Below are 24,383 nucleotides of genomic sequence, written 5' to 3'. Positions count from 1 at the left end.
TGCGCTGCAACCCGTGTCCCCGGTGACCCATGTCCGATGCGCCCAAGACCTCTGGCATGACCCGGCTGAGGAACTATTTCCTCACGGGCTTCGTCGTCTGCGCGCCGCTGGCGATCACCGCCTATATCGCCTGGTCGTTCATCGGCTGGGTCGATTCCTGGGTGAAGCCCTATATTCCGGCACGCTATAGCCCCGACAGCTACCTGCCGTTTCCGGTCCCGGGGTTTGGACTGATCGTCGCGCTGATCCTGATCACGCTGATCGGTTTCCTGACGGCCAACATTGTCGGCCGCGCCATCGTCAATTTCGGCGAGCGCCTGCTTGGCCGCATGCCGCTGGTGCGCGGCATCTATGGCTCGCTGAAGCAGATTTTCGAGACCGTGCTGTCGAACAAGGGCGACATGTTCCGCCAGGTCGGGTTGGTCGAATATCCGCGCAAGGGCGTCTGGTCGCTGGTCTTCGTCGCCAGCGAGAAGGAAACCGAGATCAACCAGAAACTCGACCAGGAAGGCGATCCGCTGATCGCCGTGTTCATGCCTTGCACGCCGAACCCGACCACCGGGTTCCTGATGTATGTGCCGAAGTCCGACATCGTGCTGCTCGACATGACGATCGAGGACGGCGCCAAGCTGATCGTCTCCGCCGGGCTGGTGGCGCCCGAAGTCAAGCCGATGGTCGTCGTGAACGGCGAGCCGATCGATGTGCTTGCCAACCCATCGGTTGCCGCCTTGGCTCAGCCGGCGCGCAGGAGCCGGACGGCTTCGTCGCGGCCGAACAAGTAAAGCAACAGGCGCAACGCCTCGCCACGCTCGGATTGCAGCTCCGGGTCACGTGACAGGACCAGCCTGGCGTCGTCGCGGGCGGCCTCCAGAAGGTCGGCATGGGCCTCTATGCGTGCGACCTGAAAACCTGGAGTGCCGGACTGGCGGGTGCCTAGAAGCTCGCCTTCGCCGCGCAGCTTCAGGTCTTCTTCGGCAATCAGGAACCCATCCTCGGTCTCGCGCATCACCGACAGCCGGCGTTTTGCGGTCTCGCCGAGCGGGTCCTTGTAGAGCAGCACGCAGGATGACTTGATGTCACCGCGCCCGACCCGACCGCGCAACTGGTGCAACTGGGCAAGGCCAAAGCGCTCGGCATGTTCGATGACCATGACGGTGGCGTCCGGCACGTCGACGCCGACCTCGATGACCGTGGTGGCGATCAGGATGCGTGTCTCGCCCTGCTTGAAGGCGCGCATCGCTTCGTCCTTGTCGGCACCCTTCATGCGGCCGTGGACGAGGCCGATGCGATCGCCGAACAGCGGTTTCAGGGACGCAAAACGGTCCTCGGCCGACATCAGCTTGATCTCTTCGGATTCCTCGACCAGCGGACAGATCCAGTAGATCTTCTGGCCGCCGGCGACGGCTTCGACCATGCGGCCGACCAACTCGTCGAGCCGCTCGAGCGGCAGCGTGACGGTGCGGATCGGCTGGCGGCCGGCCGGCTTCTCCGTCAGCTTCGACACGTCCATGTCGCCGAAGGCGGTCAGCACCAGCGTGCGCGGGATGGGCGTGGCCGTCATCACCAGCATGTCGGGCGCGTCGCCCTTGGCGGTGATGGCAAGCCGCTGGTGGACGCCAAAGCGATGCTGCTCGTCGATGACCGCGAAGACCAGGTCATGGAAGGTGACCGTCTCTTGGAACAGCGCGTGGGTGCCGACGACGATGTCGATCTCGCCGCTCGCCAGGCCGGCCAGCGTATCGGTGCGCTCGCGGCCTTTCTCGCGGCCGGTGAGGATTGCGATACGCAGCCCGACCTTGGCGGCAAGCGGCGCGATCGTCGCCAGATGCTGGCGCGCCAGGATTTCGGTCGGCGCCATCAGTGCTGCCTGGCCGCCAGCCTCGACCGCACGCGCCATGGCCAGCAGCGCGACAACCGTCTTGCCGGAGCCGACGTCACCTTGCAGGAGGCGCAGCATGCGCTCGGGATCGGCGAGGTCGGCATTGATTTCGGCGAGCGCGAATTCCTGGGATGCGGTCAGCGAGTAGGGGAGTGCGGCGCGCAGTTTCCCGACGATGCTGCCGTCGCCGACCAAAGGACGGCCGGACAGGCGGCGGATTTTTGCCCGCACCAGTGCCAGCGAAACCTGGCCCGCCAGCAACTCGTCGTATGCGAGGCGCCGCCACGCGGCACCATCGATGGAGACATCGATCGGGTCGGCCGGATTGTGGATGCGGGCGAGCGCATCGCCAAAGGTGGGAAACGTGTGCCGGCGCATGAAGGCGCCGTCCTGCCATTCGCCGAAAGTGGGCAAGCGCGCCAGCGCCTGGCCGATCGCCCGGCGCAGCACCTTGCCCGAAAGCCCGGCGGTGAGCGGATAGACCGGCTCGACCAGCGGCAGGTTTTCCGCTTCGCTGGCCAGCGCGATGTGGTCGGGGTGGACCATGGTCGGGCGGCCGTTGAACCATTCCATGCGACCCGAGACCACGACATGCTCGCCCTCGGGCATCGCCTTTTCGAGATAGGAGGCATGGGCATGGAAGAAGGTCAGCGCGATCTCGCCGGTATCGTCATGGGCGTAGACCCGGTAGGGCACCGACCTGTTGCCGCGCGGCGGCGGCTGGTGGCGGTCGATGCGCACCTCAAGCGTGACGATCGCGCCTTCGGCGGCGAGCGCGATGCCCGGGCGGTTGCGACGGTCGATGACGGTGTGCGGCAACACGAACAGAAGGTCGCCGGCGCGCGCGGCGCGATCGCCGAGATCGGCCGTGACCACTTTCTCGATCAGCGCGCCAACCTTCGGTCCGACACCGGCAAGCGAGGTGATCGGGACGAACAACGGATCGAGGATGGAAGGACGCATGATGTCAGCTTATGTCGCGGCGGTCGCAGCGCAAGGCTGACAGCCTCTTCTATCCACGCTATATGCGCCGCAGCAAGTGAGGATGCGGCACAATGACCGGGACGACGAGATCAAGCGAGGGGCTGGACGCCCGCCGCCGCAAGCTTCTGTTTCGCTCCTGGCATCGCGGCATGCGCGAGATGGACCTGATCCTCGGCACCTTCGCCGACGCCGAGATCGGTGCCTTGACCGGCGAGGAAATCGACCAATATGAGAGGCTCCTCGACATTCCCGACACCGAATTCCTGCCCATGGTCACCGGCGAACGCCCGGTTCCCCGGGACATAGACTGCGCCGTCCTGCAGAAGATCCTGGCTTTCCGCCATTCCATGACATTCTGAACACAAGCAATTCCAGGAAAAGTGCGAAGCGGTTTTCCGCCCGGAGTTGCGACAAACAAGACCGTGATTTCATGAGCCTCATTCCCACCATCGGTCTGCCGAAAGGCCGCGCCGGCCAGTTCATCGTCGATGGCGTCGCCGACGGCTATGAAGCCTTTGCGCTGGTGCAGGCGGCACTGGAGATCGCGCCGGACAAGCCGGTTCTGTTCGTGGCGCGCGACGGCCAGCGCCTGCCGGCGATCATCGAGGCGCTGTCCTTCGCGGCGCCCGGCCTTCCTGTGCTGGAACTGCCGGCCTGGGATTGCCTGCCCTATGACCGGGTCTCGCCCGGCTCGGACGCCGCCGCCAAGCGGCTCGATGCGTTGACCGCCATGATCGCGCTGGCGAAGAAGCCGCACCGCGCCGTCATACTGACCACCGCCAATGCGTTGCTGCAGCGCATCCCGCCGGCCGACCTGGTCGAGGCACAAACCTTCCATGCCGGGCCCGGCAACCAGATCGACATGAATGCGCTGGTGTCGCGGCTGGAGACGTCCGGGTTCGAACGCGTACCGACCGTGCGCGGCATCGGTGAATTCGCCGTGCGCGGCGGCATTCTCGACCTGTTCGCGCCCGGCTGGACCGAGGCGCTTAGGCTCGATTTCTTTGGCGACACGCTGGAATCGATCCGGGTGTTCGACGCCGCCACGCAACGCACCACCGGCCAACGCAAGTCGATGGCGCTACAGGCGATGAGCGAAGTGGCGCTGACGCCGGAAACCATCAGCCGTTTCCGCCGCTCCTATATCGAAGCCTTTGGCGCGCCCCAGCGCGACGACGGGCTCTATGCGGCGGTCAGCGAAGGGCGACGCTTCGCCGGCATGGAGCACTGGCTGCCGTTCTTCTACGAACGGCTGGAGACCGTGTTCGACTATCTGCCGGACACACCTGTTGTGTTCGACCATCTGGCGCATGAGGCGCTGGCCGAGCGTCACACGCTGATCCTCGACCACTACGAGGCGCGCAAGAAGCAGGCCGACGGCGCATTGAAGGATGCGGTGCCCTACAAGCCGGTGCCGCCGGACCTGCTCTACCTATCGCCGGAAAACCTGATTGCTTCGCTCGGGCCGCGCGAAGCGATCGATTTTACGCCCTTCGACGCACCCGATGCCGGCGCCAAGAAAGTGTTCCATGCCGGCTCGCGCCACGGCCGCAGTTTTGCTGGCGAACGCGCCGACCCCAGCATCAATGTCTTCGATATCGTCGTCAGGCATATCGCCGACGAGCGTGCTGCGCGCCGCCGTGTCGTCATTGCCGGCTGGACAGAAGGCTCGCTCGACCGGCTTGGCCAGATTCTCAGCGAGCACCATCTCGGCAATCTCAAGCAGGTCGCCACGCTGGCGGAAGCGGAGCAACTCGAGCCGGGGCAGGCGGCATTGGCCGTGCTGCCGCTGGAATCCGGTTTCGAGACCGAAAGACTGGTCGTCGTCGCCGAACAGGACATTCTCGGCGACCGGCTGATCCGGCGCTCGAAGCGCAAGAAGCGCGCCTCGGACTTCATCGCCGAAGCTTCGGCGCTGTCGGCAGGCGACATCGTCGTCCATGCCGACCATGGCATCGGCCGCTTCATCGGCCTGCGCACCATCGAAGCGGTTGGCGCCCCGCATGACTGCCTGGAAATCCACTACGCCGGCGACGACCGGCTGTTCCTGCCGGTCGAGAACATCGAGCTTCTGTCGCGCTACGGTTCGGATTCGGCCGAGGCGACCTTGGACAAACTCGGCGGCGGCGCCTGGCAGTCGCGCAAAGCGCGGCTGAAGAAACGCCTGCTCGACATGGCCGGGCAACTGATCCGCATCGCCGCCGAACGGCAGATGCGCGCAGCACCGGCATTGGTTCCGGCCGAGGGCCTCTATGGCGAGTTCGCTGCCCGCTTCCCCTATGAGGAGACCGACGATCAGCAAACGGCGATCGACTCGGTTCGGGACGATCTGGGCGCCGGCAAGCCGATGGACCGGCTGATCTGCGGCGATGTCGGCTTCGGCAAGACGGAAGTGGCGCTACGCGCCGCGTTCATTGCAGCGATGGAAGGATTCCAGGTCGCCGTCGTGGTGCCGACGACGCTGTTGTCGCGCCAGCATTTTAAGACGTTTTCGCAGCGCTTTTCCGGCCTGCCGATTCGCGTCGCCCAGGCGTCGCGGCTGGTCGGCGCCAAGGAGCTGGCCGAGACCAAGAAAGGCATCGCCGAGGGCCAGGTCGACATCGTCATCGGTACCCACGCGCTGCTTGGGTCCGCGATCTCGTTCAAGAACCTTGGCCTGTTGATCATCGACGAGGAGCAGCACTTTGGCGTCAAGCACAAGGAGCGGCTGAAGGACCTGAAGACCGATGTACATGTGCTGACGCTGTCGGCGACACCGATACCGCGCACGCTGCAATTGGCGCTGACCGGAGTGCGCGAGCTGTCGCTGATCGCCACGCCGCCGGTCGACCGCATGGCGGTGCGCACCTTCATCTCGCCCTTCGATCCGCTGGTCATCCGCGAGACGCTTCTGCGCGAGCGCTATCGCGGCGGCCACTCTTTCTATGTCGTTCCGCGCATCAGCGATTTGGCGGAAATCCATGATTTCCTGAGAGAATCCGTGCCGGAGCTGAAGGTGGCTGTGGCCCACGGCCAGATGCCGCCGGGCGAACTCGACGACATCATGAATGCCTTCTACGACGGCCAGTACGATGTGCTGTTGTCGACGACCATCGTCGAATCCGGTCTCGACATCCCAACCGCCAACACGCTGATCATCCATCGCGCCGACATGTTCGGCTTGTCGCAGCTCTATCAGCTGCGCGGCCGCGTTGGCCGCTCGAAGGTGCGCGCCTATGCGCTGTTCACGCTGCCGGCCAACCGCAAGCTGACCGACACCGCCGAGCGCCGGCTGAAGGTGCTGCAGTCGCTCGACACGCTGGGCGCCGGCTTCCAGCTCGCCAGCCACGACCTCGATATCAGAGGCGCCGGCAATCTTCTCGGCGAAGAGCAGTCCGGCCACATCAAGGAGGTCGGCTTTGAACTCTATCAGCAGATGCTGGAGGAGGCCGTCGCCGAGGTGAAGGATTCCGGCGAGGTCCAGGATGGCGGCTGGTCGCCGCAGATCGCCGTGGGTACGGCGGTGATGATCCCTGAAAGCTATGTGCCGGACCTGCAGCTCAGGCTGGCGCTCTACCGCCGCCTCGGCGACCTCGAAAACACCGAGGAGATCGATGCCTTCGGCGCCGAGCTGATCGACCGGTTCGGCCCGCTGCCGGAAGAGGTGAAGCATCTCTTGAAGATCGTCTTCATCAAGGCGCTCTGCCGCAAGGCCAATGTCGAAAAGCTCGACGCCGGGCCGAAGGGCGTCGTCATTCATTTCCGCAAACGCGAATTCTCCAACCCGGTCGGCCTGGTCCAGTTCATTGGCGAGCAGGGTTCGCTGGCCAAGATCCGGCCCGACCACAGCGTCGTGTTCGTGCGCGACTGGCCGACGGCCGAGAAGCGGCTGGCGGGTTCGGCCGTCGTCATGACGCAGTTGGCGCGGCTGGTGGCGGCATAGAGGGCAGGGATAGGGGCACCTGCTGGGCAGCCGCCGTTCGCCAGGCGGCCAAATCCGGTCTAGAATAGGAAATCGGCTTCGTGTATGGAGCCGCGATCCCCACATGGGGTGGATCGGCGGGCGACGGCGCTCGCTTTGTTGTTTGATGCAATTCCGGACGGAAACCGTTTCACGCTTTTCCTGGAATTGCTCGGAAAGAGCTTTGGGTGCAGCGATGACGAAATGGTCGCCGAATTCGTGGAGAGCGATGCCGATCAAGCAGGTTCCAGCCTATCCGGACCTTGCCGCGCTGAAGAACACGGAAGCCCAGCTCGCCACCTTTCCGCCGCTGGTTTTTGCAGGTGAGGCGCGCAAGCTGAAGAAGCAGTTGGCGGCTGTTGCTGCCGGTGATGCGTTCCTTCTCCAGGGCGGCGATTGCGCCGAGAGTTTTGCCGAACATGGCGCGGACAATATCCGTGACTTCTTCCGCGTTTTCCTGCAGATGTCGGTGGTGCTGACCTTCGCCGGCGCGCAGCCGGTGGTCAAGGTCGGTCGCGTTGCCGGCCAGTTCGCCAAGCCGCGCTCGTCCGACAACGAGACCAAGGGCGATGTGACGCTGCCGAGCTATCGCGGCGACATCATCAACGGCATCGAGTTCGACGCCAAGTCGCGCATTCCAGATCCTGCCCGCCAGGAGATGGCATACCGCCAGTCGGCGGCGACGCTCAACCTTCTGCGCGCCTTCGCGCAGGGCGGCTATGCCAGCCTGGAGAATGTGCATAGCTGGATGCTCGGCTTCGTGTCCGACAGCCCGCAAGGCGAGAAGTACGGTGAGCTCGCCAACCGCATCACCGAGACCATGGACTTCATGAAGGCCGTCGGCATCACCTCGGAAACCAACTATGCGCTGCGCGAGACTGATTTCTATACCAGTCACGAAGCGCTGCTGCTCGGCTATGAGGAAGCGCTGACCCGCGTCGATTCGACATCCGGCGACTGGTACGCCACTTCAGGTCACATGATCTGGATCGGTGATCGCACGCGCCAGCCCGACCACGCGCATGTCGAATATTGCCGCGGCATCAAGAACCCGCTTGGCCTGAAATGCGGTCCGTCGCTGACGCCGGATGGGTTGCTGGAACTGATCGACCTGCTCAACCCCGAAAACGAACCCGGCCGGCTGACGCTGATCGCCCGCTTCGGCTCGGACAAGGTCGCCGACCATCTGCCGAAGCTGGTGCGTGCGGTGCAGAAGGAAGGCCGCAGCGTGGTGTGGTCGTCGGACCCGATGCATGGCAACACGATCGAGGCCGCCGGCTACAAGACGCGGCCGTTTGACCGCATCCTGAAGGAGGTGCAGACCTTCTTCGAGGTGCATCGCGCCGAAGGCACGCATCCTGGCGGCATCCACGTCGAAATGACCGGCAAGAACGTCACCGAATGCACCGGTGGCGCCCGCGCCATCACCGCCGATGAATTGCAGGATCGCTACCACACGCATTGCGATCCACGTCTCAACGCCGACCAGGCGATCGAACTGGCCTTCCTGGTCTCTGACCTGTTGAAGAAGAGCCACCCGGTGCAGCACAAGCAGGCCGTTAACGGCTAAGCTTGACTTCGGCCTGAACGTTGACGGAAAAAAGCGCTGGAGAAATCCGGCGCTTTTCTTTTTCAGCGTCCGCGTTCCCAGCGCAGGCCGGCGAGTCCGGGCCGAGGCGGATGGGGCTCTTAGTCCTTCTTGTAGAGCAGCCAGCTCTTGCCGGCGCGGCCGGCCATCGTCGAATGCCTGGTGACGCGGTTGCGGCCGCTGACCTTGGAGCGATACAGCGCCCGGTCGGCCTTGGTGTACAGATCCTCCGGCCCCTCGGCTTCGGATGCCATGCAAATGCCCATCGAGACGGTGACGGTGCCGTAGTTCGTGCCGGTCTGGCTGCTGGTGAACGGCGTCTGCTCGATCAGGGCGCGGATGCGCTCCGCGATCTCGTAGGTTGCGTCCTCGCTGGCGCCCTCGATGATCAGCGCGAACTCCTCGCCGCCGGTTCGGGCGACGAACATGTCACCGCGAATGCTAGTCTGGAAGATGTCGGCGATGATCTGGATGATCTTGTCGCCGACCGGATGGCCGTAGCGATCGTTGATGTCCTTGAAGCGATCGATGTCGGCAAGGATCAGGGCGTTGAATAGGATACCCTTGTTGCTGTTGTAGATCCTGGTGATTTCCTTGTCGAAGGCGCGGCGATTCCAGATATGGGTCAACGGATCGGTGTCGGCCAGCCGCTTGTACTCCTCAAGCTTCGACTTGACGCTCTCGAGTTCGGCCGTCTTGTCGCTGAGCGTCGAGGCCACCTGCCGGCCGTGGTCGATCGTCGAATTGGTGGCAATCGTCATGGCGTTGGCGATCTTCTGCAAAAGATCCTGGGAGAGAAGGCTGCGGTTGCTCAGTCCGCTCGACGTCTCGTCGAGGATCCTGCCGTATTTCTCGATGTGGCTGCGCTCGCTCCTCAACAGCGAGGCGACCTCCTCGAGCTCCCTGGCAATGACTTCTCTGGCATGCTCGACGATGCCGGGGCCGTGGTTGTGGGCAAAAAAGGCGCGGCCGATCTGGTCCAGTTCATCCTGTGTCGGCCGGTTGCTCAGCGAAACGACGGCGAGGCTGAGTTCGCGATTGGTGCCGCTCAGTGCCTCGTAGAAAATCTCGTAGTTGCGGGGCAGGCCGAGCACGCCCAACTGGCGCATTGTGGCGACGACAGTGGTCGCGATATCGGTGCTTCGTTCGGTTGGGACAGCTGCCGCCTGCATGTTCTGATCACTCTTCCCCTTGGATCCCGCCGCAGAACTTTGGGGGTTCCATTTGTCGCCAACCGGGGAAGACTACCCGATAACCCAGAACAACTTGCGAACAGACGCGTCCCCACCTGCGACATTCGCTCGCCATGACCATAAATGCGGGAGCGCTAAAGTTTCCTTAATTCGCTGAGGTTCCACGGTTTTTCTCTCTCTCGTGTGCTGTGGAGGCTGCAATTTGCGCACCAACAATCCGGGATGAACGCCAGTTTGGTGGGTTTGAATGCGAATTCGCGCATAACGCGCTGCAAAAAGTGAAACTGGATTTCGGCTTCGCCACACCAGCAAATGTCGCATTTGCTTGCGTATGGCTGCCACAAAGCTGGAATCCTGACGACGAAGCCGATGCCAGGCACAGGTTCTTCAAGGAGGGGCGAAATGAGTGACAGTCACGGCGGATCGTGTCTGTGCGGAGCGGTTCGCTTCAGAACCCGCGGAGCGCTGCGTGGCGTCGTCTATTGTCATTGTTCGCAATGCAGGAAGCAGAGCGGACATTTCTACGCCGCGACCAATGTTGCAGACGCCGACATTGTGATCGAGGGCGGCGAAAGCATCACCTGGTACGAAGCGTCTTCCTTCGCCAGGCGCGGTTTTTGCAAGGCATGCGGGTCTCTGCTGTTTTGGAAGCCGCAGGATCAGGGCTACGTTTCGGTCATGGCGGGATCGTTCGACGCGCCGACGGGCCTTGAGGGCGAATGCCACATCTTCGTCGGCGACAAGGGCGACTATTATTCGATCGACGACGGGCTGCCGCAGTTTGAAAAGTCGACGCCGTCCATACCGGTCGCTGAATGAATCTTGGACAAATCGCCTTATTCCATTGATCTGGCCAGCCATTGCATTATCCCGTGCCGGTGATTCGCAAAGGGGTTTGGCATGCAGCGGCTGATCGACGCTTTTTTCAATTCAGTGCGGGCGTTTCGCAAGCTGGCCGTCAGCGAGAAGGCTTTTCAGCAGGAGCTGATGCTGCTCGCGCTCGCCTTGCCGCTCGGCTGGTTCGTTTCGATCTCGTGGCGCGGCTATGCCTTGCTGATCGGCGCGGTGTTGCTGCTGATCATGGTCGAAGTGCTGAACACCGGCATCGAAGCGGCCTGCGACGCCTTCAGCCGCGAATTCAATGTCGATATCCAGCTGGCCAAGGACTGCGGTTCGCTGGCGGTTCTGATTTCGGTGATCATCGTCGCCGGCGTCTGGGGCATCGCCATCATCGAACGCATCACCGGGCTACCGATCTGACGTTACAGCTCCTACATGACGGTAACTAAAGGAAACCGTCATGTCTGAAGTCACAAACCTTCTGCTTCTGGAGCGCCAAGGCCTGCCGGACGATCTGCGCTGGCTGGCCGAGAAATACCCGCGCGAAAACTGGCAGGGCCACGCCAACATCCACGGCGTCGCCAATATGTGGCTGCAGCGTCACGACATGTTCCGCGAACTCGGCGGCATGCTGACCAACGGCATTGGCGACTACCGCGAGGGCAGGCTGACAGCGCCCGACTTCGCGCGCTGGTTCGCGCCACGCCTCAACCATTTTCTCGGCAATCTCGATGGCCACCACAATGTCGAGGATCATCACTATTTTCCGGTCTTCGCCAAGGCGGAGACGCGGTTGAAGCGCGGTTTCGAGATCCTCGATGCCGACCATCACACCATCCATGAAGGTCTGGAGCGCAATGCCGAGGCCGCCGACGCCTTCATCAAGATGCTTCAGGAGAGCGAAGACAGACGCCGCTTCGCCGCCGACGCCTATGCCGACGAAAACAGCCGGCTGATCGCCATGCTGACCAGGCACCTTGCCGACGAGGAAGACCTGATCATCCCGCTGATCCTCGATCGGGGTGATGTCGCGCTTGGTATTGACTGATCCATGTCGCTCAAAGTGCTTGGCGGCTTTGGGGCAACGACATACGTGGAAACCAAAGATCTCAGCTTTCCCTGGTCCGTTCCTTTTTCGCGACGTGGCGGGCGATCAGCCAGGCAAACACGGCCACCGTCAAACCAATGCCAAGCCCGACCAGCAACCGCTCGTGATGCATCAATGCCTGGCCGACGAAGTGTTCGGCCCCCAAACCAAAGACATAGCCAACCGTGCTGAACAGCACCGCCCAGATCACCGATGACATGGCGTTGAGGATAATGAAACGCGTCGCCGCGATGTTGGAGAGACCGGCCGCGACGCCGCCGACAAGGCGCATGCCGTAGACGTAGCGGTTCGACAGCACGAAGATGTCGGGATGGGTGTTGAGCAGGCGAAAGGCCCGGCGGAAACCAGGCCGCCTGCGCAATCTGACGACGTAGGGATGGTCGGCAAAGCTTCGTCCGAGAATGAAGAAGAAGGTGTCGCCGACGAAAGCGCCAAGGGCGGCCGCCAGGACGGTATGCCACAGCACGAAGACTTGCTGGTGCGCGAAGAAGCCACCGAGGATGGCCGCACTTTCACCCTCCGCGACACAGCCGAGGAAGACGGCAAGCAGTCCGTATTGTTCGATGAGGTGATGGATCGTTTCGGTCATGAAGGCGGCTGCTGCTGCGTCAGCTTTTCGTCGATCCGCTTGACGAGGTCGGCCAGCCGCACGATCTCGTCGCGCATGCCGAGGATCTGGCCGTGGCGGAGTTCGTCCAGCTTTTCATGCAGCGCCATGATCTCGATCTCGGCCTTCAAATTGACCTCGTAATCGTGGGCGGCGTCGATGCGGTCGCGTTCGGTCTGGCGGTTCTGCGCCATCATGATCACCGGCGCCTGCAAGGCGGCGATCATCGACAGCACGAGGTTGAGGAAGATAAACGGGTAGGGATCGAAGGCGTCGCGCGACAGGAGCCAGACATTGCCGGCGGTCCACACGACCAGGAACGCGATGAAGGTCAGGATGAAGGACCACGAGCCGCCGATGCGGGCGATCGTGTCGGCAAGGCGGTCGCCAAAGGTCTGATGGAAGGCGACGGCCTTGTTGGTGTCCCGCGAGATGGTGGTGCGTTCGAGCGTCGATTGCAGCACGCGGCTTTCGAGCTGGCTGAGGCCGTCCGGCCGTCGCTTGAGCCAGCGGTTCGCCAGGTCGTCGATCGTCTTGTTCATGGCCGTCTCCAGGGTCTTGGCTTGCCTAAAGCGCGTCGCGTTGAAAACGGATTCAAGCGACGCGCTTTAGGTCTTTGTTCTCATGCATGTCGTTGTCTCAAAACCGGGGCCACTTTTGAGCGACATGCACTAAGAGGTAGAGGCTGCCGGCCCTCACGGGAAGTGTTACATTGTCGCGAACAGCGAGGGATCGATGGCCGATTTTCAGAAAATTCGCCTGCGTGCGGCAAAACGCAAGGGCGGTGAGGCGGAGCTTTCGTCACTTTTGGGGCCGGCGCCCGACAATGCCGCCGTGGCCGACATCGCGGACGATCGCATTCTGTCTGTTATGGCCGAGCGCGTATTTGCCGCCGGTTTCGTCTGGCGCGTCCGCTAGTAGTCTTTTGGACATAAAGGGAAGCGCCTTGTAACTCGTTGATGGGTTCCCACATGTGTCCAAAAGGTGGAAGCCCATGAAATCGCTAGCAAATTCATATAATGAAAATGTTGAAACACCGCCGCTGGCTTTGAGCTATGCCCGTGTTTCCCAAATGATTCAGGCGGAAGGTGATGGCATCAGGCGGCAAAGTGACTCGTTCGATGAAGGCGAACAACGTTATGCCGTGAAGATCGCCAGCGAACATCAGATGATCGATATGGGCTTGTCAGCCTACAAGGGAAAGCATCTGTTGTCCGGTGCCCTTGGCGTCCTGCTTAGAGAGGCAGAGGCAGGCAAATTTCCGTTCGGAACTATCCTGTTTGTGGAGTCCCTTGATCGTATCAGCCGTGCCAAGCCGGAAGACGCCTTGCGGCTGTTGCTGGCTATCGTCAACACCGGGCTTGTGGTGGTCACAACCATTGATTGGCAGGAATACCGCAAGGGCCACATGGATATGAACACGCTATTCAAGTCCATCATGAAAATGGAAGTGGCACATGAGGAGTCGGCAAAGAAGGAATACCGGACCAAGCAGAGCTACGCAAAGCGTTACGCCAAGGCAAAAGAGAATGGAATCCTTCCCCGGCAATCCATGTTCGGTTGGCTCACCAAAGACCCAGAGACAGGCAAAGCCGTTTTTCATTCCGAACAGAGACGGGCACTTGTCGAACGCATGTGTGACATGAGCATGGCGGGTTGCGGCTATCCCAAGATTGCCAAGACCCTGAATGCAGCCGGTGAGCCACCATTTTCCACTGAAAAGCGTTCCACGAAACCAGCCCGGTTTTGGAACACTGCGAACGTGTCTCACATCCTTAAGAACCCGGCTCTGTATGGTGACTATCACCGCAAAGATAAAACCGTGATGGAAGGGATTTTCCCGGCAGTCATCACCAAGGAAGAGTTCTACCGGATGCAGGCTGGTATGGCTGCACGGCTCAAAGTCGGTCGTGGCAGGAAGGGAGAAACTTATTCGAATCTTTTTGGTGGCATTGCCAAGTGCGGCTACTGCAAAGAGCCCATGAGGCACAGGCCAGCGAAGCCGGGCAGGGCAGAACAGTTCTATTGTTTTGGTTCCCTGAATGGGATGTGCCACGATGCGGCACCATGGAACTATGACCGCTTCGAAGCTTCGTTCTTGGCCTTCGTGAATGAGATTGACCTTAAGACCATCATCCATGGCGGTTCGGGTTCACGCATCCAAGAAATTACGGACACCATTCAGACGCTAGAGGGTGAGCGACAATCGCTTCAAAAAGGCATTGTGGCGATTGCCAACATGGTCCGCAAAAACGATAGCCTTGCCAAAACCCTTCAACCGGGAATCGATGCAGACCAAGCCAAGCTAGATGCCATCAACGAACAGGTGAAAACGCTAGAGACAGAGCGCAACACGATTAGGGCAGGCCATACAGCGGCCAAGGAAAGCAATCTTGAACATTTCCCGACCGTGGGCACCGAACCGGGACAAGTGACCGTTGAAAAGCTCTATGAGCTAAGAGCCAAGGCAGCGAACCACATCAGGACGATTGTGGAGTCCATCGAACTGGAAAGGAAGCATTACGCCAAGCTGTACCGTAGAGCCGCCACCAATGCAGAGACAGATGCAGAGCGTGAGTTTTGGACTGAACAGGCTGAACATGCAGCCCATGTAGTGGCATCACGTAAAACCGCTTTGGACTCTCGATACACCATCAAGTTCAAAGGTGGTGCCATGCGCATCATCTACCCGGATAACCGTGACAAGGAAGGCAGGGAAGCTTTCGAGGTGTTCAATGTGGGCTTCACGGGTGACAAGGCGAAGCTACCCAAGGCCACTAGAAGTTCTAAGGAATTTGAGTTGGCTAGATCGGGCAAGGTCTAAGCTCTAATGGATGGTGCCGCTGGTTTGGACACAAACACGTTCATCCAGCCGCCATTCTGTTTGGTGAAGATGGCTATGGTTGTGCTGCCTGTCCAACACTGGATAACTTCCACTTCGGCATCTATCCCGGTGAAGAGTGCCACCACGGTTTCCATCTCGGGTAGGTAGCCGTGATGGACTCCTATCGCACCTTCTTTGGTGGTGAAGTCGTAAGTTGCCGTGACAGCATGAGACTGTAAGGCGGTTCTGGACATGCGTGACAACGTTCTATTCGTGCTTCTGTTCATCGTGCTGTTGCACATCGGCACCACAACCCTTGCAAATCAAGGTGTTCAGCCTATTGAGCCTGTGATTTCATGGGGCATTCCACCGCATCCCAAAGCCTAACGTTCAAGAGCCCGGCAAACAGGGTTCGAACGTGCCCGTTTGTCCTATGAGCGGTCACAAATGAGTGCCACTGGTCGTTCCCTCATGCCGCTGGCACTCGCTTTTCCCTTGCTTTTTGCCTGTACCACTGCGATATCAGTACCACTGCTTTAGCGCTGGTACAGAAAGGCTTTGCCAGACCCATGAAAATCCTTGGCTACATACGAGTTTCAACAGCCGAACAAGCCAACAATGGCGACTCGCTCGATACCCAGACACGGGCGATTGAAGGCTACTGCATGATGAAGGGATGGAAGGAATTCCGCATCTTCGTTGAAGGTGGAGTGTCCGGTTCGGTGCCTCTAGCTGACAGGCCACAAGGCGAGTTGCTGATTGGTGCCATTGAACCCGGTGATGTGGTCATCACTCCCAAGCTTGACCGAATGTTTCGCAGCGCTTCGGACGCACTCACAACCCTAGAGGAATTCAAGGAACAAGGCGTTCAACTCCACATGCTGGACCTTGGTGGCGATGTGACCGGGAACGGCATATCGAAGCTGATCTTCACAATCCTGTCTGCCGTGGCCGAGAACGAACGGGAGCGCATCAGGGACCGTATCAGGGACGTGAAGCGCAATCTTGCTTCCAAGGGCATCTATGGTGGCGGTACAAGGCCATATGGCTATGACATCGGGGAAGGTGGCAGGCTCATTGAACGGGCTGATGAACAGAAGATGATAGCTGGTATCATGCAGCTACATTCCACGGGCATGTCACCCCGCAAGATCGGTGATGCATTGGGCATGGCGCACATGACGGTTCGTAGGATCATAGCCAGACGCACCTAACCGTTGGCGATCACTGAACACGATGAAGGCCCGGCTTGGTTCCCGGCCTTTTATTTGCCCTCCGTTGGAAAGGTTTGGATGGTCATTGCCCGGTGTGGCGGTGGCCCATCTCTAAGAATGCTTATGAATCGGAAATGAGCGGCGGTGTCTTTTCGTGCTTTGTTGTACGATTCTAAAAATTTTTAGGAATCTGTACATGAAAGGGTCAGAAACCGCTCAATTCACAGGTTTTCACAGGCTTTTTGGCTTCCCAAGGCGAAAGGGCAGAATATTCTGCAGTGGATCGCCTATATTAGCGGCTGACTGATTTGGCCCACAGGAGCCGCAATTGAAAAACCAAGTCACTGCCGTCATTAGCTCTATCATTAGCGCTATCGTCGTTGCGACATTCAGCTATTTTTTCCTTCGAGAAAGTCCGGAACTGCCAAGCCTTGATGTTGAACAGAGCATGGTAGGAATTCCGATGGAAAGCGGAAATAGGATGCTCACCGCTGGATCATCCTCGAATTATACGAATGTCTATGCTGTTCAAAAATTTGTAATCAAAAACAATGGAGATAGGATTTACAAAGATGTTTTGGTCAGAACGTCCAATTTCCGTTCGGTCATAGCTGAACAGAACGGAAAAGTAAGTGCACTTGCAGGGGATAACTTGTTCACCCTGAATCCCGGCGATACCATCACGGTTTCAGGAGTGTCAGACGGCTATACCGGAAGTTATGGAATAGAGCCCGCATCCAAAATTTTGATTGCCATTGGCGATAGACCGATTCCAATCCATCTTCAAAGAGTGGACGAATTCAACCCATTGTATCCGCTAATTAACATCGCCATTGACTACCCATTCGCTACTTACCTTGTGGCTATGGTGCTTGGGATCATTCTTTTCCTTACATTCCTAGTGATGTTTTTGAATATCCTTGTTGCCATCTTTCCATCCCTCACCATGAAGATATTTTCGGCGAAGGATTATTTCAAAGAAATAGCCATCTTGAACCACATCAAAAAGGCAGACCCAGAGCGCTACGCAAAGATGGTCAAGAAGGCCGAAAAGTTCGAACGGGATTACATCCCACAAATTGAATCGGCTTCATAAGATGCACATCGTACTTGGTTGGGTTTTCATTTTGGGTGCACTCGCCATTCTCGGGTTGCAAACCGTTTGGTTCCTGCAAACGGGTGAGTGGACTCCGCTGTCTGCTATGAACCTGATGCAGCACTTTTTCGAGCCGGAAAAATCGCCATGGGTTTTCAACCCTCAAAGCTGGATTGGCCTACATAGAATCCTTGAATGGCTTCCGTCTTCATTTGTCGCATTCTTTCTAGGACTTTTCGTAGTGGCGGCTGGCGACTAGGTGAGCGGTTCCAATGGCTGAACCGATAGGCGCACTAAATTGCTGTTAGCCGGGCGGGCGGTCGAAGCCCACCATGATGATTGAGTCGATTGGGTAATCGTCATTGACGTTTTTCAATGCATATCGAGCGACGGCTTCCTTTGAATTCGCCCGTTCAACCTTGCATACGATGGGAGCGCCAAAGTGACGGTTTCCTACGCTTGTCCAGAAATCGGAGGTAGCCTCGGCGAAACGGCCTTCCTCGGGCTCTGGGATGGCCAGCAGGCAGTGATAATGCAAGAAGGTGGCATCTATGCCGTTCTTTTTTATCGCCTCATAGACGCCCAATGCGGGCAGATTTCCCTTTGAGCCAAACTTTCTGCGCATGGCTGAGAAGTAGGCTTTCACCAGTCGCTCTCCTGTGGGGCGATCCCTTTCAAAGAGGGCGAATGGCTTTGCTGGCGTGATGGCATTTTTGGTCTTTGCGGACAGCCGCCGATAGGCGGCCTCCGGATCGCTTGCCTGCACGAATGGGATGGTGACGAACTGATTCAGATCGTGCTTTTGCACCTCGTTTAAAATCAGCTCCTTAGCCACCTTAGTGCCGTTCTTGGCAAAGTAGTCGTTGATGATCTTCCGGACAAACGCACTGGTATCGAGCGAGGATCGCTTTGCAAGGATGCCCAGAGCGTCGTGTGTTGGCTGATCGAGACGGACGCTAAACATAACGTTTTGGGTCCAAATTCGCAGATTGCAAGATATATAGAATCGCCAGATTCATTTCGACCAAAAGCTGCGATAGCTGGAAGTTTGCAATTTGGTAGCGTTCGCTACTAATTGAAGTTCGGAATTCCATATATATTACCCGATAGTCTTCTCTGAAATTATCGATGATATCCTGAATTGATTTTGGTGGTTTCTCTCCATCCATTGATTGGAGTATGTCGTCTATATTCATGTTTTTCCTTTGTAATAGATACAATTATAACGTTGGTGGCACAATGCCCTTCAAAAATATTCATGATCAATCGCTTGGCGATATAACAAAATGGAAATGCTTACTACAATTCGCTTGGCGGATTGAAGGAATATTGATGCGTATTACATTATGTCAGACCTATGTAGACAAAGTGCACATGATTTTTGGCGCAATAATATTGCTTTTTGTTCCATGGAACAGGAATAATATTTTGCCGTTTCCGAATCGGCTACGTAAGTACGACAGTCAAACGGGCGATAAGCTGCTCGGCACGGATTGAGTGCAAAAACTATGGATCGGACCTGCGCACGAAGCAGAACAGGCAGCCGTCCCGATAGGATGTATACGGGTGAGCTATCGACCCGCCATAACGTGCGACGAGGTATTCATAAATTCGGTGTTTTCTGTCGTCGGTCGCCTCGAAATGGAAGCTGTAGGGCTTTTCCCGCTGGACCCATTCTGCGGTCAACGCCACAACGTGCCGCAGAACGGGAAATCCATTTCGAAAGTAGCCGCCTTCCGTGAACTGGGCGACCTCGGCGCCCCATGCCAACCATGAGCCGCATGCAAACGCTTTCAGTGGGGTTGCCCCACCGATGGTTCGGAATGTCACCGGGCCGCCGTTGGTCGCTGAAAACTCGTATAGTAGCCCTTCGGCCTTGAACCGCTGACGATAGCAGCGCTGTCCGCTTTCAGGGCTTGGTGCGGAAGCTGTTCTCAAGGTCGTCAAGTTCGGCTTTGTCCTCTCGCCAGTGGTCTTCGAAGTTCTCAACCCCGGTCTCTTTCAGCAGCCTTTCGATCTCAGCACGGGACAGCGGAAGGTTGCCGATCCACGCCTTTGCGTCTTCCGGCAACTGCTCAACAAGTAACCCAATCGCCGTTCCAGCCATTAAGCGGTCTCAGACCCCAAACCCTTCGCAACAACGTCTAAGATATCATAGGATAAGATTCCTACAACGTCAAACCGACTTGTATAAGACGAGCGATGGGGCCTACGGTCGAAGCACCCAGTCTTGAAAAGACTGTGCCTCGGTTCATACGAGGAGCAGTTTAATAAGCTGGAAAACGACGACTCGATTACCCTTGCACGGCAACGTCACCAGCCCGTCAGCTTCAAGTGCCAGCTTCACCATGGAAGTTTTTGGTGGTGGAAAATCAACAGCCTCAGCCAGCGGTGCAAAGGCTTGCTTCTTGTGCCATTTGGAAAGGTGTGGCTTTGACTGCTTAACAATTCAAGCAATCTTCACCGCAACACGTGGCAAATTCGGTGTGTAAATCCTCGCATCGGCTGGCGTTCCGGCATTGACTCGGTAGGATGCAGCCCAAGGCTTGGGAGTGCATCAAATGTTCAAAGACAAAACTCTGTTGATCCTTGGGGCAGGGGCTAGCTTTGAGGTTGGATTACCCCTTGGTGACAAGCTTAAAGAACGCATATCTACCGTCTTGAAAGTGGTCAGAGAACCAGATGCTTGGGACATGTATAAAATACCAGACCAAAGAATTAGTGCAGCCATCGACTATGTGGTGAAAACAGCCGCCTATCAGCTTTCCCGAGACTTGCTTATCGATGCCAGCCGCAGAATAAGCGATGCACTCCCGTTAGCACGTTCAATTGATAATTATCTCGACTCACACAAGGACTCGAAGGCGATTGAACTGTGTGGAAAACTCGCCATCGTTCGGTGCATTTTGATTGCAGAACGCAAGAGCAAATTACATCCAGAGAACTGGCAAACGGCCAGTGAACGGGTGGTGTTTTCCAATCTTGCGGGCACTTGGTTCAACCGCTTTGGCAGTCTGCTATTCGAATCGACGCTTGGCGAGATGCTGAACAGAATGCGGAACCTAGCGGTAATCGCTTTCAATTATGACCGCTGTTTTGAACATTTCATGTATCACTCAATTCTCACGTATTACGATGGCGTGACTCCAGCGGAGGCAGCTAGGTACGTCAACGAAATGACGATCTATCACCCATATGGAACCGTTGGGAAACTTCGATGGATGGATGGGAGTTCTCAATCACCATGTGACTTTGGTGAAGAAGAAATATCCGGAGAACGGTTGGTTGCACTGGCGAAGAATATCAAAACCTACACGGAGGGGGTTGATCGTGAATCCAGTGAGATTAAAGCCATCCACACCGCTGTTCGGAAGGCAAGAACGGTTGTAACACTTGGATTTGGTTATATCCCGCTGAACATGCAGCTATTAAAGCCTGATGACAGCATACCGAATGGCGATAATTCACCGAACAAGACGTATTATGGCACGGCCTATGGCATGTCGGACGAAGACACTCTTATCGTGTCACATGCAGCCCGAAATCTGGTGAGTGCAAGCCGCAGCGTCGATTCCAAGATTAACAACAAGCTGACATGCGCCAACCTGTTCACTGAATATGCATTCAGCCTTGGCGAAACATAAAAATCTCACGGTTTGAACCCGGTGTGAAAGCCGGGTTTCTTTTTATCGGCCACCAGCCGCCGCATTGGCGCAATACAATGCAGCCTTGCCGTCTCTGTTCTCAATCGAGCGCAGGCACGTATGGAAAGGGCTGAAATAGATGTACATGGCCATCGCAACGATAATGGCCCCGGCGACGATCAAAGCCGACTTGATTTGAGCGCTCATTGGAAGGCTACGGAGAGAGTTGAACATATCGGCAGTTGGCGAAGAACTCGCCGGCCTGCCAAGTGAATTTGTGTTCCTGTTGGTCTACCGTGTTGCAGGAAGCGCCAAGAATGGTTTGTCCGCCCGGATTGGTCACCAGCGTCTTGGCGGTGTAATTCCAGAAGTACCCCGGGTCTTTCAAATCGGTTGGTCTGGCGAATTCGGCATAGTCGATGGTCCCGCAGGAGTCAGAGTTTTGAACCGTCGATTGCCACCGCTTCGTTGAATAATTCAGCTGAAAGGTTTTATCGAAGGTCCAGTTAGTGATTGAACACTTCGAACCCTCCACGGTTTCGCTTGCCCTAGCCACCGCTTCGGCGCTTGCACGGTCACGGTTGCCGCACAGGTTCATGAACGCTTTCAACACTGTCAGGGTATCGGCTTTGGCTTCTGGCGGAGTTTTACCCCAATTGTCTTCGAACGCCTTTTCATCAACATCTGCTGGCGGCTTACCGCTTTCAAGAGCGCCCACCATCGCTGCGAATTTTGGGCACTCTTGCGATTGTGTATCCATTGATTTCAGCAAGTCGTCAGTGGCTTTTGAAATGCGTTCTTCCGCTTTGGCTTCGTCAGGTTTGGTAACTGTCAACTGGCGAAAATGGCATGTCATCTCACCGCCAACGGGAGTTTCACATTCAGATGTAAGGGCGGTCTTTTCGCTCGCATTTCGGACATAGACCGTTACCGGTGGCTTATCATCTGCGAACGCCAATGACGGGACGAAGGCGAGAGCAAGAATGGTGAGTTTGCGCACAGTGCTATTCCCCCGGTTCGGCATTACTTTATAGCATTTGAGGGTGCGGGAAAGTTCAAGGAATCCTTATTTCGCATGATGTTCAATTGACTGTTGCCGGGTCATCGAACAGAAATGGCCGGGCTTCGAAGAAGCCTTCCTCCACTTCGAGCCGAAGCGGCTGTTGTTCCAGCCCGATGATTTCTGGCATGATCTGACCGCCGACCAACGCATCGTGCGCAATCCGCAGAAGATCAAATCGGTGCGCGACAATGCTGCCTTCGTCGAGCGGGTGTCGAAGGAATATGGCGGTTTCGGCAAATTCCTTGCCGACTGGCCTGCGGACGATCAGGTCGGCCTGATGGCCTATCTCGGCAAGCATGGCAGCCGGCTCGGCGGCAACACCGGCCAGTATTTCCTGCGCTGGCTGGGCTGGGATGCCTTCGTCATTTCGGGTGATATGGCGGCGGCACTGCGCGATGCCGGCCTCGACATCGCCGAAAGCCCGACCTCGAAGAAGGATCTCGACAAGATCCAAAACCAGATCAATCAATGGGCGGCGCAGACGGGCCTGCCGCGCCGGCATATTTCGCGCATCCTGGCGATGTCGATCGGCGACAACCATTCGCCGGAAGCGCTGCGCGAATATATGGGCGACGACTGATCCCCGGTCGCCCAGCCACGATCTGACATTCGGTCTGGACACGAACGACATATGTCATTCGGTCTGGATTGGTCCAAACGAACGCCATTGCTCGGGCAAATTTGCCGCGCTAAGTCAGCAGCATGACCAAGAAGCTCGACATCCTGCGCATCGCCGTGGCCCAGCTCAATCCGACTGTTGGCGACATATCAGGCAATCTCGCCAAGGCGCGCGAGGCGAGGGCGGATGCAGCCCGCCAGGGCGCCGATGTCGTGCTCTACACCGAGCTCTTCCTCGCCGGCTATCCGCCGGAGGATCTGGTGCTGAAGCCGGCTTTTCTGAAGGCCTGCGAAAAGGCGGCGCAGGACTTTGCCGCCGATACCGCCGATGGCGGCCCGGGCGTCATCATCGGCACGCCGCTGAAGCGCAAGAGCGGCACGCACAATTCGATCGTCTTCGCCGATGGCGGCAAGATCATCGCCGAACGCTACAAGCTCGATTTGCCGAACTACGGCGAATTCGACGAAAAGCGCGTCTTCCAGGCTGGACCCGAGATCCAGGGGCCGGTCAATTTCCGCGGTGTGCGGATCGGGATTCCGATCTGCGAGGACATATGGGGCGATGTCGGCATCTGCGAGACGCTGGCCGAAAGCGGGGCCGAGATCCTGCTGGTGCCGAACGGCTCGCCCTATTATCGCGCCAAGATCGATGTCCGCCATCAGGTCGTCATCCGCCAGGTCATCGAATGCGGGCTGCCGATGATCTATGCCAACCAGCTTGGCGGCCAGGACGAACTGATCTTCGACGGCGCGTCGTTTGCCATCGGTTCCGACAAGACGCTGGCCTTCCAGATGAGCCAGTTCGAGGAAGCGGTCGACGTCACCACCTGGAAACGAACGGATGGCGGTTGGATCTGTTCTGAAGGGCCGATGTCGAAGATCCCGGACAGGGAGGAGGCCGACTACCGCGCCTGCATGCTTGGCCTGCGCGACTACGTCAACAAGAACGGTTTCAAGAACGTCGTGCTCGGCCTGTCGGGCGGTATCGATTCGGCGATCTGCGCCGCCCTTGCCGTCGATGCGCTTGGCGAAGAACGCCTGCGCGCGGTGATGATGCCCTATCGCTACACCTCGAAGGACTCGCTGAAAGACGCCGAGGATTGCGCCCGCGCGCTCGGGTGCCGCTATGACATCGTGCCGATCTTCGAGCCGGTCGAGGGCTTTCTGCACACGCTGACACAGCTTTTCGAGGGCACCAAGGAAGGCATTACCGAGGAGAATTTGCAGAGCCGTGCGCGCGGCACCATCCTGATGGCGATCTCCAACAAGTTCGGCTCGATGGTCGTCACCACCGGCAACAAGAGCGAGATGTCGGTCGGCTACGCCACGCTCTACGGCGATATGAACGGCGGCTTCAATCCGATCAAGGACCTCTACAAGATGCAGGTCTACGCGCTGTCGCGCTGGCGCAACAGCCACGTGCCGCCGGGCGCGCTCGGGCCTTCGGGCGAGGTCATTCCGAAGAACATCATCGACAAGGCGCCGTCGGCGGAATTGCGCGAGAACCAGACCGACCAGGATTCGCTGCCGCCCTATCCGGTGTTGGACGATGTCCTCGAATGCCTGGTCGAGAACGAGATGGGGGTCGACGACATCGTCGCACGTGGTCACGACCGGGCGACGGTGACACGCATCGAGCACCTGCTCTACATCGCCGAATACAAGCGCCGGCAGGCGGCACCGGGCGTGAAGATCACCCGGAAGAATTTTGGCCGTGACCGCCGCTATCCCATCACCAACCGTTTCAGGGACCGCAGCTAGATGGCGGTCGTGGACCGAAAGCTC

At 58.2% G+C, this 24,383-nt stretch carries 23 protein-coding genes and 2 pseudogenes; 16 read left to right on the top strand and 9 right to left on the bottom strand.

The features are described from left to right. Positions 1 to 29 precede the first annotated feature (29 nt). Positions 30 to 782, top strand: a complete 753-nt coding sequence (locus tag CGZ66_RS16090) for a DUF502 domain-containing protein (RefSeq protein ID WP_095085130.1) — start codon at positions 30 to 32, stop codon at positions 780 to 782. On the opposite strand, the gene recG is transcribed toward CGZ66_RS16090, so the two are convergent. After that, the gene (gene recG / locus CGZ66_RS16085) at positions 734 to 2,842 is read right to left on the bottom strand and encodes an ATP-dependent DNA helicase RecG (protein ID WP_095085129.1); all 2,109 of its coding nucleotides are present in this window, start codon (positions 2,840 to 2,842) and stop codon (positions 734 to 736) included. The genes CGZ66_RS16090 and recG overlap by 49 nt on opposite strands. A gap of 92 nt (positions 2,843 to 2,934) precedes the next feature. On the opposite strand from recG, the gene CGZ66_RS16080 reads away from it, so the two are divergent. From CGZ66_RS16080 to CGZ66_RS16070, 3 genes are all read left to right on the top strand, one after another. Then, the gene (locus tag CGZ66_RS16080; protein ID WP_095085128.1) at positions 2,935 to 3,222 is read left to right on the top strand and encodes a succinate dehydrogenase assembly factor 2; all 288 of its coding nucleotides are present in this window, start codon (positions 2,935 to 2,937) and stop codon (positions 3,220 to 3,222) included. Between the two features lie 71 nt (positions 3,223 to 3,293). Then, a complete protein-coding gene (gene mfd, locus CGZ66_RS16075; RefSeq protein ID WP_095085127.1) occupies positions 3,294 to 6,785 on the top strand; it encodes a transcription-repair coupling factor in 3,492 nt (1,163 codons plus the stop codon). Positions 6,786 to 6,999: 214 nt separating this feature from the next. After that, positions 7,000 to 8,373 (top strand): class II 3-deoxy-7-phosphoheptulonate synthase, encoded by a 1,374-nt coding sequence (locus CGZ66_RS16070; RefSeq protein WP_095085126.1) that lies wholly within the window; start codon positions 7,000 to 7,002, stop codon positions 8,371 to 8,373. A 119-nt stretch (positions 8,374 to 8,492) separates the two neighbouring features. Here CGZ66_RS16070 and CGZ66_RS16065 read toward each other — a convergent pair whose 3' ends face one another. After that, complete coding sequence (locus CGZ66_RS16065; protein ID WP_095085125.1) at positions 8,493 to 9,563, bottom strand: GGDEF domain-containing protein; 1,071 nt, start codon at positions 9,561 to 9,563, stop codon at positions 8,493 to 8,495. A gap of 423 nt (positions 9,564 to 9,986) precedes the next feature. Between CGZ66_RS16065 and CGZ66_RS16060 the strand changes: the two genes are divergently transcribed. From CGZ66_RS16060 to CGZ66_RS16050, 3 genes are all read left to right on the top strand, one after another. Continuing rightward, a complete protein-coding gene (locus tag CGZ66_RS16060; protein ID WP_095085155.1) occupies positions 9,987 to 10,403 on the top strand; it encodes a GFA family protein in 417 nt (138 codons plus the stop codon). A gap of 81 nt (positions 10,404 to 10,484) precedes the next feature. Then, positions 10,485 to 10,844, top strand: coding sequence for a diacylglycerol kinase (locus CGZ66_RS16055; RefSeq protein WP_095085124.1), 360 nt, complete (start codon positions 10,485 to 10,487; stop codon positions 10,842 to 10,844). A 40-nt stretch (positions 10,845 to 10,884) separates the two neighbouring features. Continuing rightward, positions 10,885 to 11,472 (top strand): hemerythrin domain-containing protein, encoded by a 588-nt coding sequence (locus CGZ66_RS16050; protein WP_095085123.1) that lies wholly within the window; start codon positions 10,885 to 10,887, stop codon positions 11,470 to 11,472. A 61-nt stretch (positions 11,473 to 11,533) separates the two neighbouring features. On the opposite strand, the gene CGZ66_RS16045 is transcribed toward CGZ66_RS16050, so the two are convergent. Continuing rightward, entirely contained in the window at positions 11,534 to 12,121 is a 588-nt protein-coding gene (locus CGZ66_RS16045; protein ID WP_095085122.1) for a DedA family protein, read from the bottom strand. After that, positions 12,118 to 12,681 carry a DUF1003 domain-containing protein gene (locus CGZ66_RS16040; protein WP_095085121.1) on the bottom strand — a complete coding sequence of 188 codons (564 nt, stop codon included), beginning with the start codon at positions 12,679 to 12,681 and terminating at the stop codon, positions 12,118 to 12,120. The genes CGZ66_RS16045 and CGZ66_RS16040 overlap by 4 nt, the downstream gene beginning before the upstream one ends. Before the next feature lie 193 nt (positions 12,682 to 12,874). Between CGZ66_RS16040 and CGZ66_RS16035 the strand changes: the two are divergent. Further along, positions 12,875 to 13,051 (top strand): annotated as a pseudogene (locus tag CGZ66_RS16035) (DNA-3-methyladenine glycosylase I); the annotation flags it as partial. Between the two features lie 82 nt (positions 13,052 to 13,133). Next, the gene (locus tag CGZ66_RS16030; RefSeq protein WP_095085120.1) at positions 13,134 to 14,963 is read left to right on the top strand and encodes a recombinase family protein; all 1,830 of its coding nucleotides are present in this window, start codon (positions 13,134 to 13,136) and stop codon (positions 14,961 to 14,963) included. On the opposite strand, the gene CGZ66_RS16025 is transcribed toward CGZ66_RS16030, so the two are convergent. Then, positions 14,960 to 15,217, bottom strand: a complete 258-nt coding sequence (locus CGZ66_RS16025) for a hypothetical protein (RefSeq protein WP_143748756.1) — start codon at positions 15,215 to 15,217, stop codon at positions 14,960 to 14,962. The two genes, CGZ66_RS16030 and CGZ66_RS16025, sit on opposite strands and share 4 nt — an antisense overlap. Between CGZ66_RS16025 and CGZ66_RS41340 the strand changes: the two genes are divergently transcribed. The 4 genes from CGZ66_RS41340 (at position 15,216) to CGZ66_RS16010 (ending at position 17,532) form a co-directional block, all read left to right on the top strand. Beyond that, positions 15,216 to 15,350 carry a hypothetical protein gene (locus CGZ66_RS41340; RefSeq protein ID WP_280952807.1) on the top strand — a complete coding sequence of 45 codons (135 nt, stop codon included), beginning with the start codon at positions 15,216 to 15,218 and terminating at the stop codon, positions 15,348 to 15,350. The genes CGZ66_RS16025 and CGZ66_RS41340 overlap by 2 nt on opposite strands. Before the next feature lie 182 nt (positions 15,351 to 15,532). Then, positions 15,533 to 16,177, top strand: a complete 645-nt coding sequence (locus CGZ66_RS16020; protein WP_095085118.1) for a recombinase family protein — start codon at positions 15,533 to 15,535, stop codon at positions 16,175 to 16,177. Positions 16,178 to 16,505: 328 nt separating this feature from the next. After that, positions 16,506 to 17,273: a hypothetical protein gene (locus CGZ66_RS16015; protein WP_095085117.1), complete on the top strand. Its 768-nt coding sequence runs from the start codon at positions 16,506 to 16,508 to the stop codon at positions 17,271 to 17,273. Position 17,274: 1 nt separating this feature from the next. Then, positions 17,275 to 17,532: a hypothetical protein gene (locus tag CGZ66_RS16010; protein WP_095085116.1), complete on the top strand. Its 258-nt coding sequence runs from the start codon at positions 17,275 to 17,277 to the stop codon at positions 17,530 to 17,532. Positions 17,533 to 17,577: 45 nt separating this feature from the next. Here CGZ66_RS16010 and CGZ66_RS16005 read toward each other — a convergent pair whose 3' ends face one another. The 3 genes from CGZ66_RS16005 to CGZ66_RS39130 all read right to left on the bottom strand — a co-directional run bounded on the left by CGZ66_RS16005 (position 17,578) and on the right by CGZ66_RS39130 (position 19,380). Further along, complete coding sequence (locus tag CGZ66_RS16005; protein ID WP_095085115.1) at positions 17,578 to 18,237, bottom strand: hypothetical protein; 660 nt, start codon at positions 18,235 to 18,237, stop codon at positions 17,578 to 17,580. A 542-nt stretch (positions 18,238 to 18,779) separates the two neighbouring features. Beyond that, complete coding sequence (locus tag CGZ66_RS39135) at positions 18,780 to 19,220, bottom strand: hypothetical protein (RefSeq protein WP_143748754.1); 441 nt, start codon at positions 19,218 to 19,220, stop codon at positions 18,780 to 18,782. Beyond that, entirely contained in the window at positions 19,183 to 19,380 is a 198-nt protein-coding gene (locus CGZ66_RS39130) for a hypothetical protein (RefSeq protein WP_143748752.1), read from the bottom strand. Before CGZ66_RS39130 ends, CGZ66_RS39135 begins: the two co-directional genes overlap by 38 nt. Before the next feature lie 454 nt (positions 19,381 to 19,834). Between CGZ66_RS39130 and CGZ66_RS15995 the strand changes: the two genes are divergently transcribed. After that, complete coding sequence (locus CGZ66_RS15995; RefSeq protein WP_095085113.1) at positions 19,835 to 20,917, top strand: hypothetical protein; 1,083 nt, start codon at positions 19,835 to 19,837, stop codon at positions 20,915 to 20,917. Between the two features lie 214 nt (positions 20,918 to 21,131). On the opposite strand, the gene CGZ66_RS15990 is transcribed toward CGZ66_RS15995, so the two are convergent. Beyond that, the gene (locus CGZ66_RS15990) at positions 21,132 to 21,917 is read right to left on the bottom strand and encodes a hypothetical protein (protein WP_143748750.1); all 786 of its coding nucleotides are present in this window, start codon (positions 21,915 to 21,917) and stop codon (positions 21,132 to 21,134) included. Positions 21,918 to 22,014: 97 nt separating this feature from the next. On the opposite strand from CGZ66_RS15990, the pseudogene CGZ66_RS15985 reads away from it, so the two are divergent. After that, positions 22,015 to 22,560, top strand: a pseudogene (locus CGZ66_RS15985) (DNA-3-methyladenine glycosylase I); the annotation flags it as partial. Positions 22,561 to 22,682: 122 nt separating this feature from the next. Beyond that, positions 22,683 to 24,359, top strand: a complete 1,677-nt coding sequence (locus CGZ66_RS15980; protein WP_095085111.1) for an NAD+ synthase — start codon at positions 22,683 to 22,685, stop codon at positions 24,357 to 24,359. Positions 24,360 to 24,383: the final 24 nt, after the last annotated feature.

This window comes from Mesorhizobium sophorae, assembly GCF_002270415.1.
Lineage (GTDB): Bacteria > Pseudomonadota > Alphaproteobacteria > Rhizobiales > Rhizobiaceae > Mesorhizobium > Mesorhizobium sophorae.
This window is presented reverse-complemented; position numbering and strand designations above follow the sequence as displayed.

Coding starts and splice junctions, on each gene's coding strand:
- CGZ66_RS39130 (WP_143748752.1), bottom strand. CDS start 19,380: ATGGCTGGAACGGCGATTGGGTTACTTGTTGAGCAGTTGCCGGAAGAC.
- CGZ66_RS16080 (WP_095085128.1), top strand. CDS start 2,935: ATGACCGGGACGACGAGATCAAGCGAGGGGCTGGACGCCCGCCGCCGC.
- CGZ66_RS16055 (WP_095085124.1), top strand. CDS start 10,485: ATGCAGCGGCTGATCGACGCTTTTTTCAATTCAGTGCGGGCGTTTCGC.
- CGZ66_RS16045 (WP_095085122.1), bottom strand. CDS start 12,121: ATGACCGAAACGATCCATCACCTCATCGAACAATACGGACTGCTTGCC.
- CGZ66_RS16060 (WP_095085155.1), top strand. CDS start 9,987: ATGAGTGACAGTCACGGCGGATCGTGTCTGTGCGGAGCGGTTCGCTTC.
- CGZ66_RS41340 (WP_280952807.1), top strand. CDS start 15,216: ATGCGTGACAACGTTCTATTCGTGCTTCTGTTCATCGTGCTGTTGCAC.
- CGZ66_RS16040 (WP_095085121.1), bottom strand. CDS start 12,681: ATGAACAAGACGATCGACGACCTGGCGAACCGCTGGCTCAAGCGACGG.
- CGZ66_RS16010 (WP_095085116.1), top strand. CDS start 17,275: ATGCACATCGTACTTGGTTGGGTTTTCATTTTGGGTGCACTCGCCATT.
- CGZ66_RS16070 (WP_095085126.1), top strand. CDS start 7,000: ATGACGAAATGGTCGCCGAATTCGTGGAGAGCGATGCCGATCAAGCAG.
- CGZ66_RS15980 (WP_095085111.1), top strand. CDS start 22,683: ATGACCAAGAAGCTCGACATCCTGCGCATCGCCGTGGCCCAGCTCAAT.
- CGZ66_RS16020 (WP_095085118.1), top strand. CDS start 15,533: ATGAAAATCCTTGGCTACATACGAGTTTCAACAGCCGAACAAGCCAAC.
- CGZ66_RS16090 (WP_095085130.1), top strand. CDS start 30: ATGTCCGATGCGCCCAAGACCTCTGGCATGACCCGGCTGAGGAACTAT.
- recG (WP_095085129.1), bottom strand. CDS start 2,842: ATGCGTCCTTCCATCCTCGATCCGTTGTTCGTCCCGATCACCTCGCTT.
- CGZ66_RS15995 (WP_095085113.1), top strand. CDS start 19,835: ATGTTCAAAGACAAAACTCTGTTGATCCTTGGGGCAGGGGCTAGCTTT.
- CGZ66_RS16025 (WP_143748756.1), bottom strand. CDS start 15,217: ATGTCCAGAACCGCCTTACAGTCTCATGCTGTCACGGCAACTTACGAC.
- CGZ66_RS16050 (WP_095085123.1), top strand. CDS start 10,885: ATGTCTGAAGTCACAAACCTTCTGCTTCTGGAGCGCCAAGGCCTGCCG.
- CGZ66_RS16030 (WP_095085120.1), top strand. CDS start 13,134: ATGAAATCGCTAGCAAATTCATATAATGAAAATGTTGAAACACCGCCG.
- CGZ66_RS16005 (WP_095085115.1), bottom strand. CDS start 18,237: ATGTTTAGCGTCCGTCTCGATCAGCCAACACACGACGCTCTGGGCATC.
- mfd (WP_095085127.1), top strand. CDS start 3,294: ATGAGCCTCATTCCCACCATCGGTCTGCCGAAAGGCCGCGCCGGCCAG.
- CGZ66_RS16065 (WP_095085125.1), bottom strand. CDS start 9,563: ATGCAGGCGGCAGCTGTCCCAACCGAACGAAGCACCGATATCGCGACC.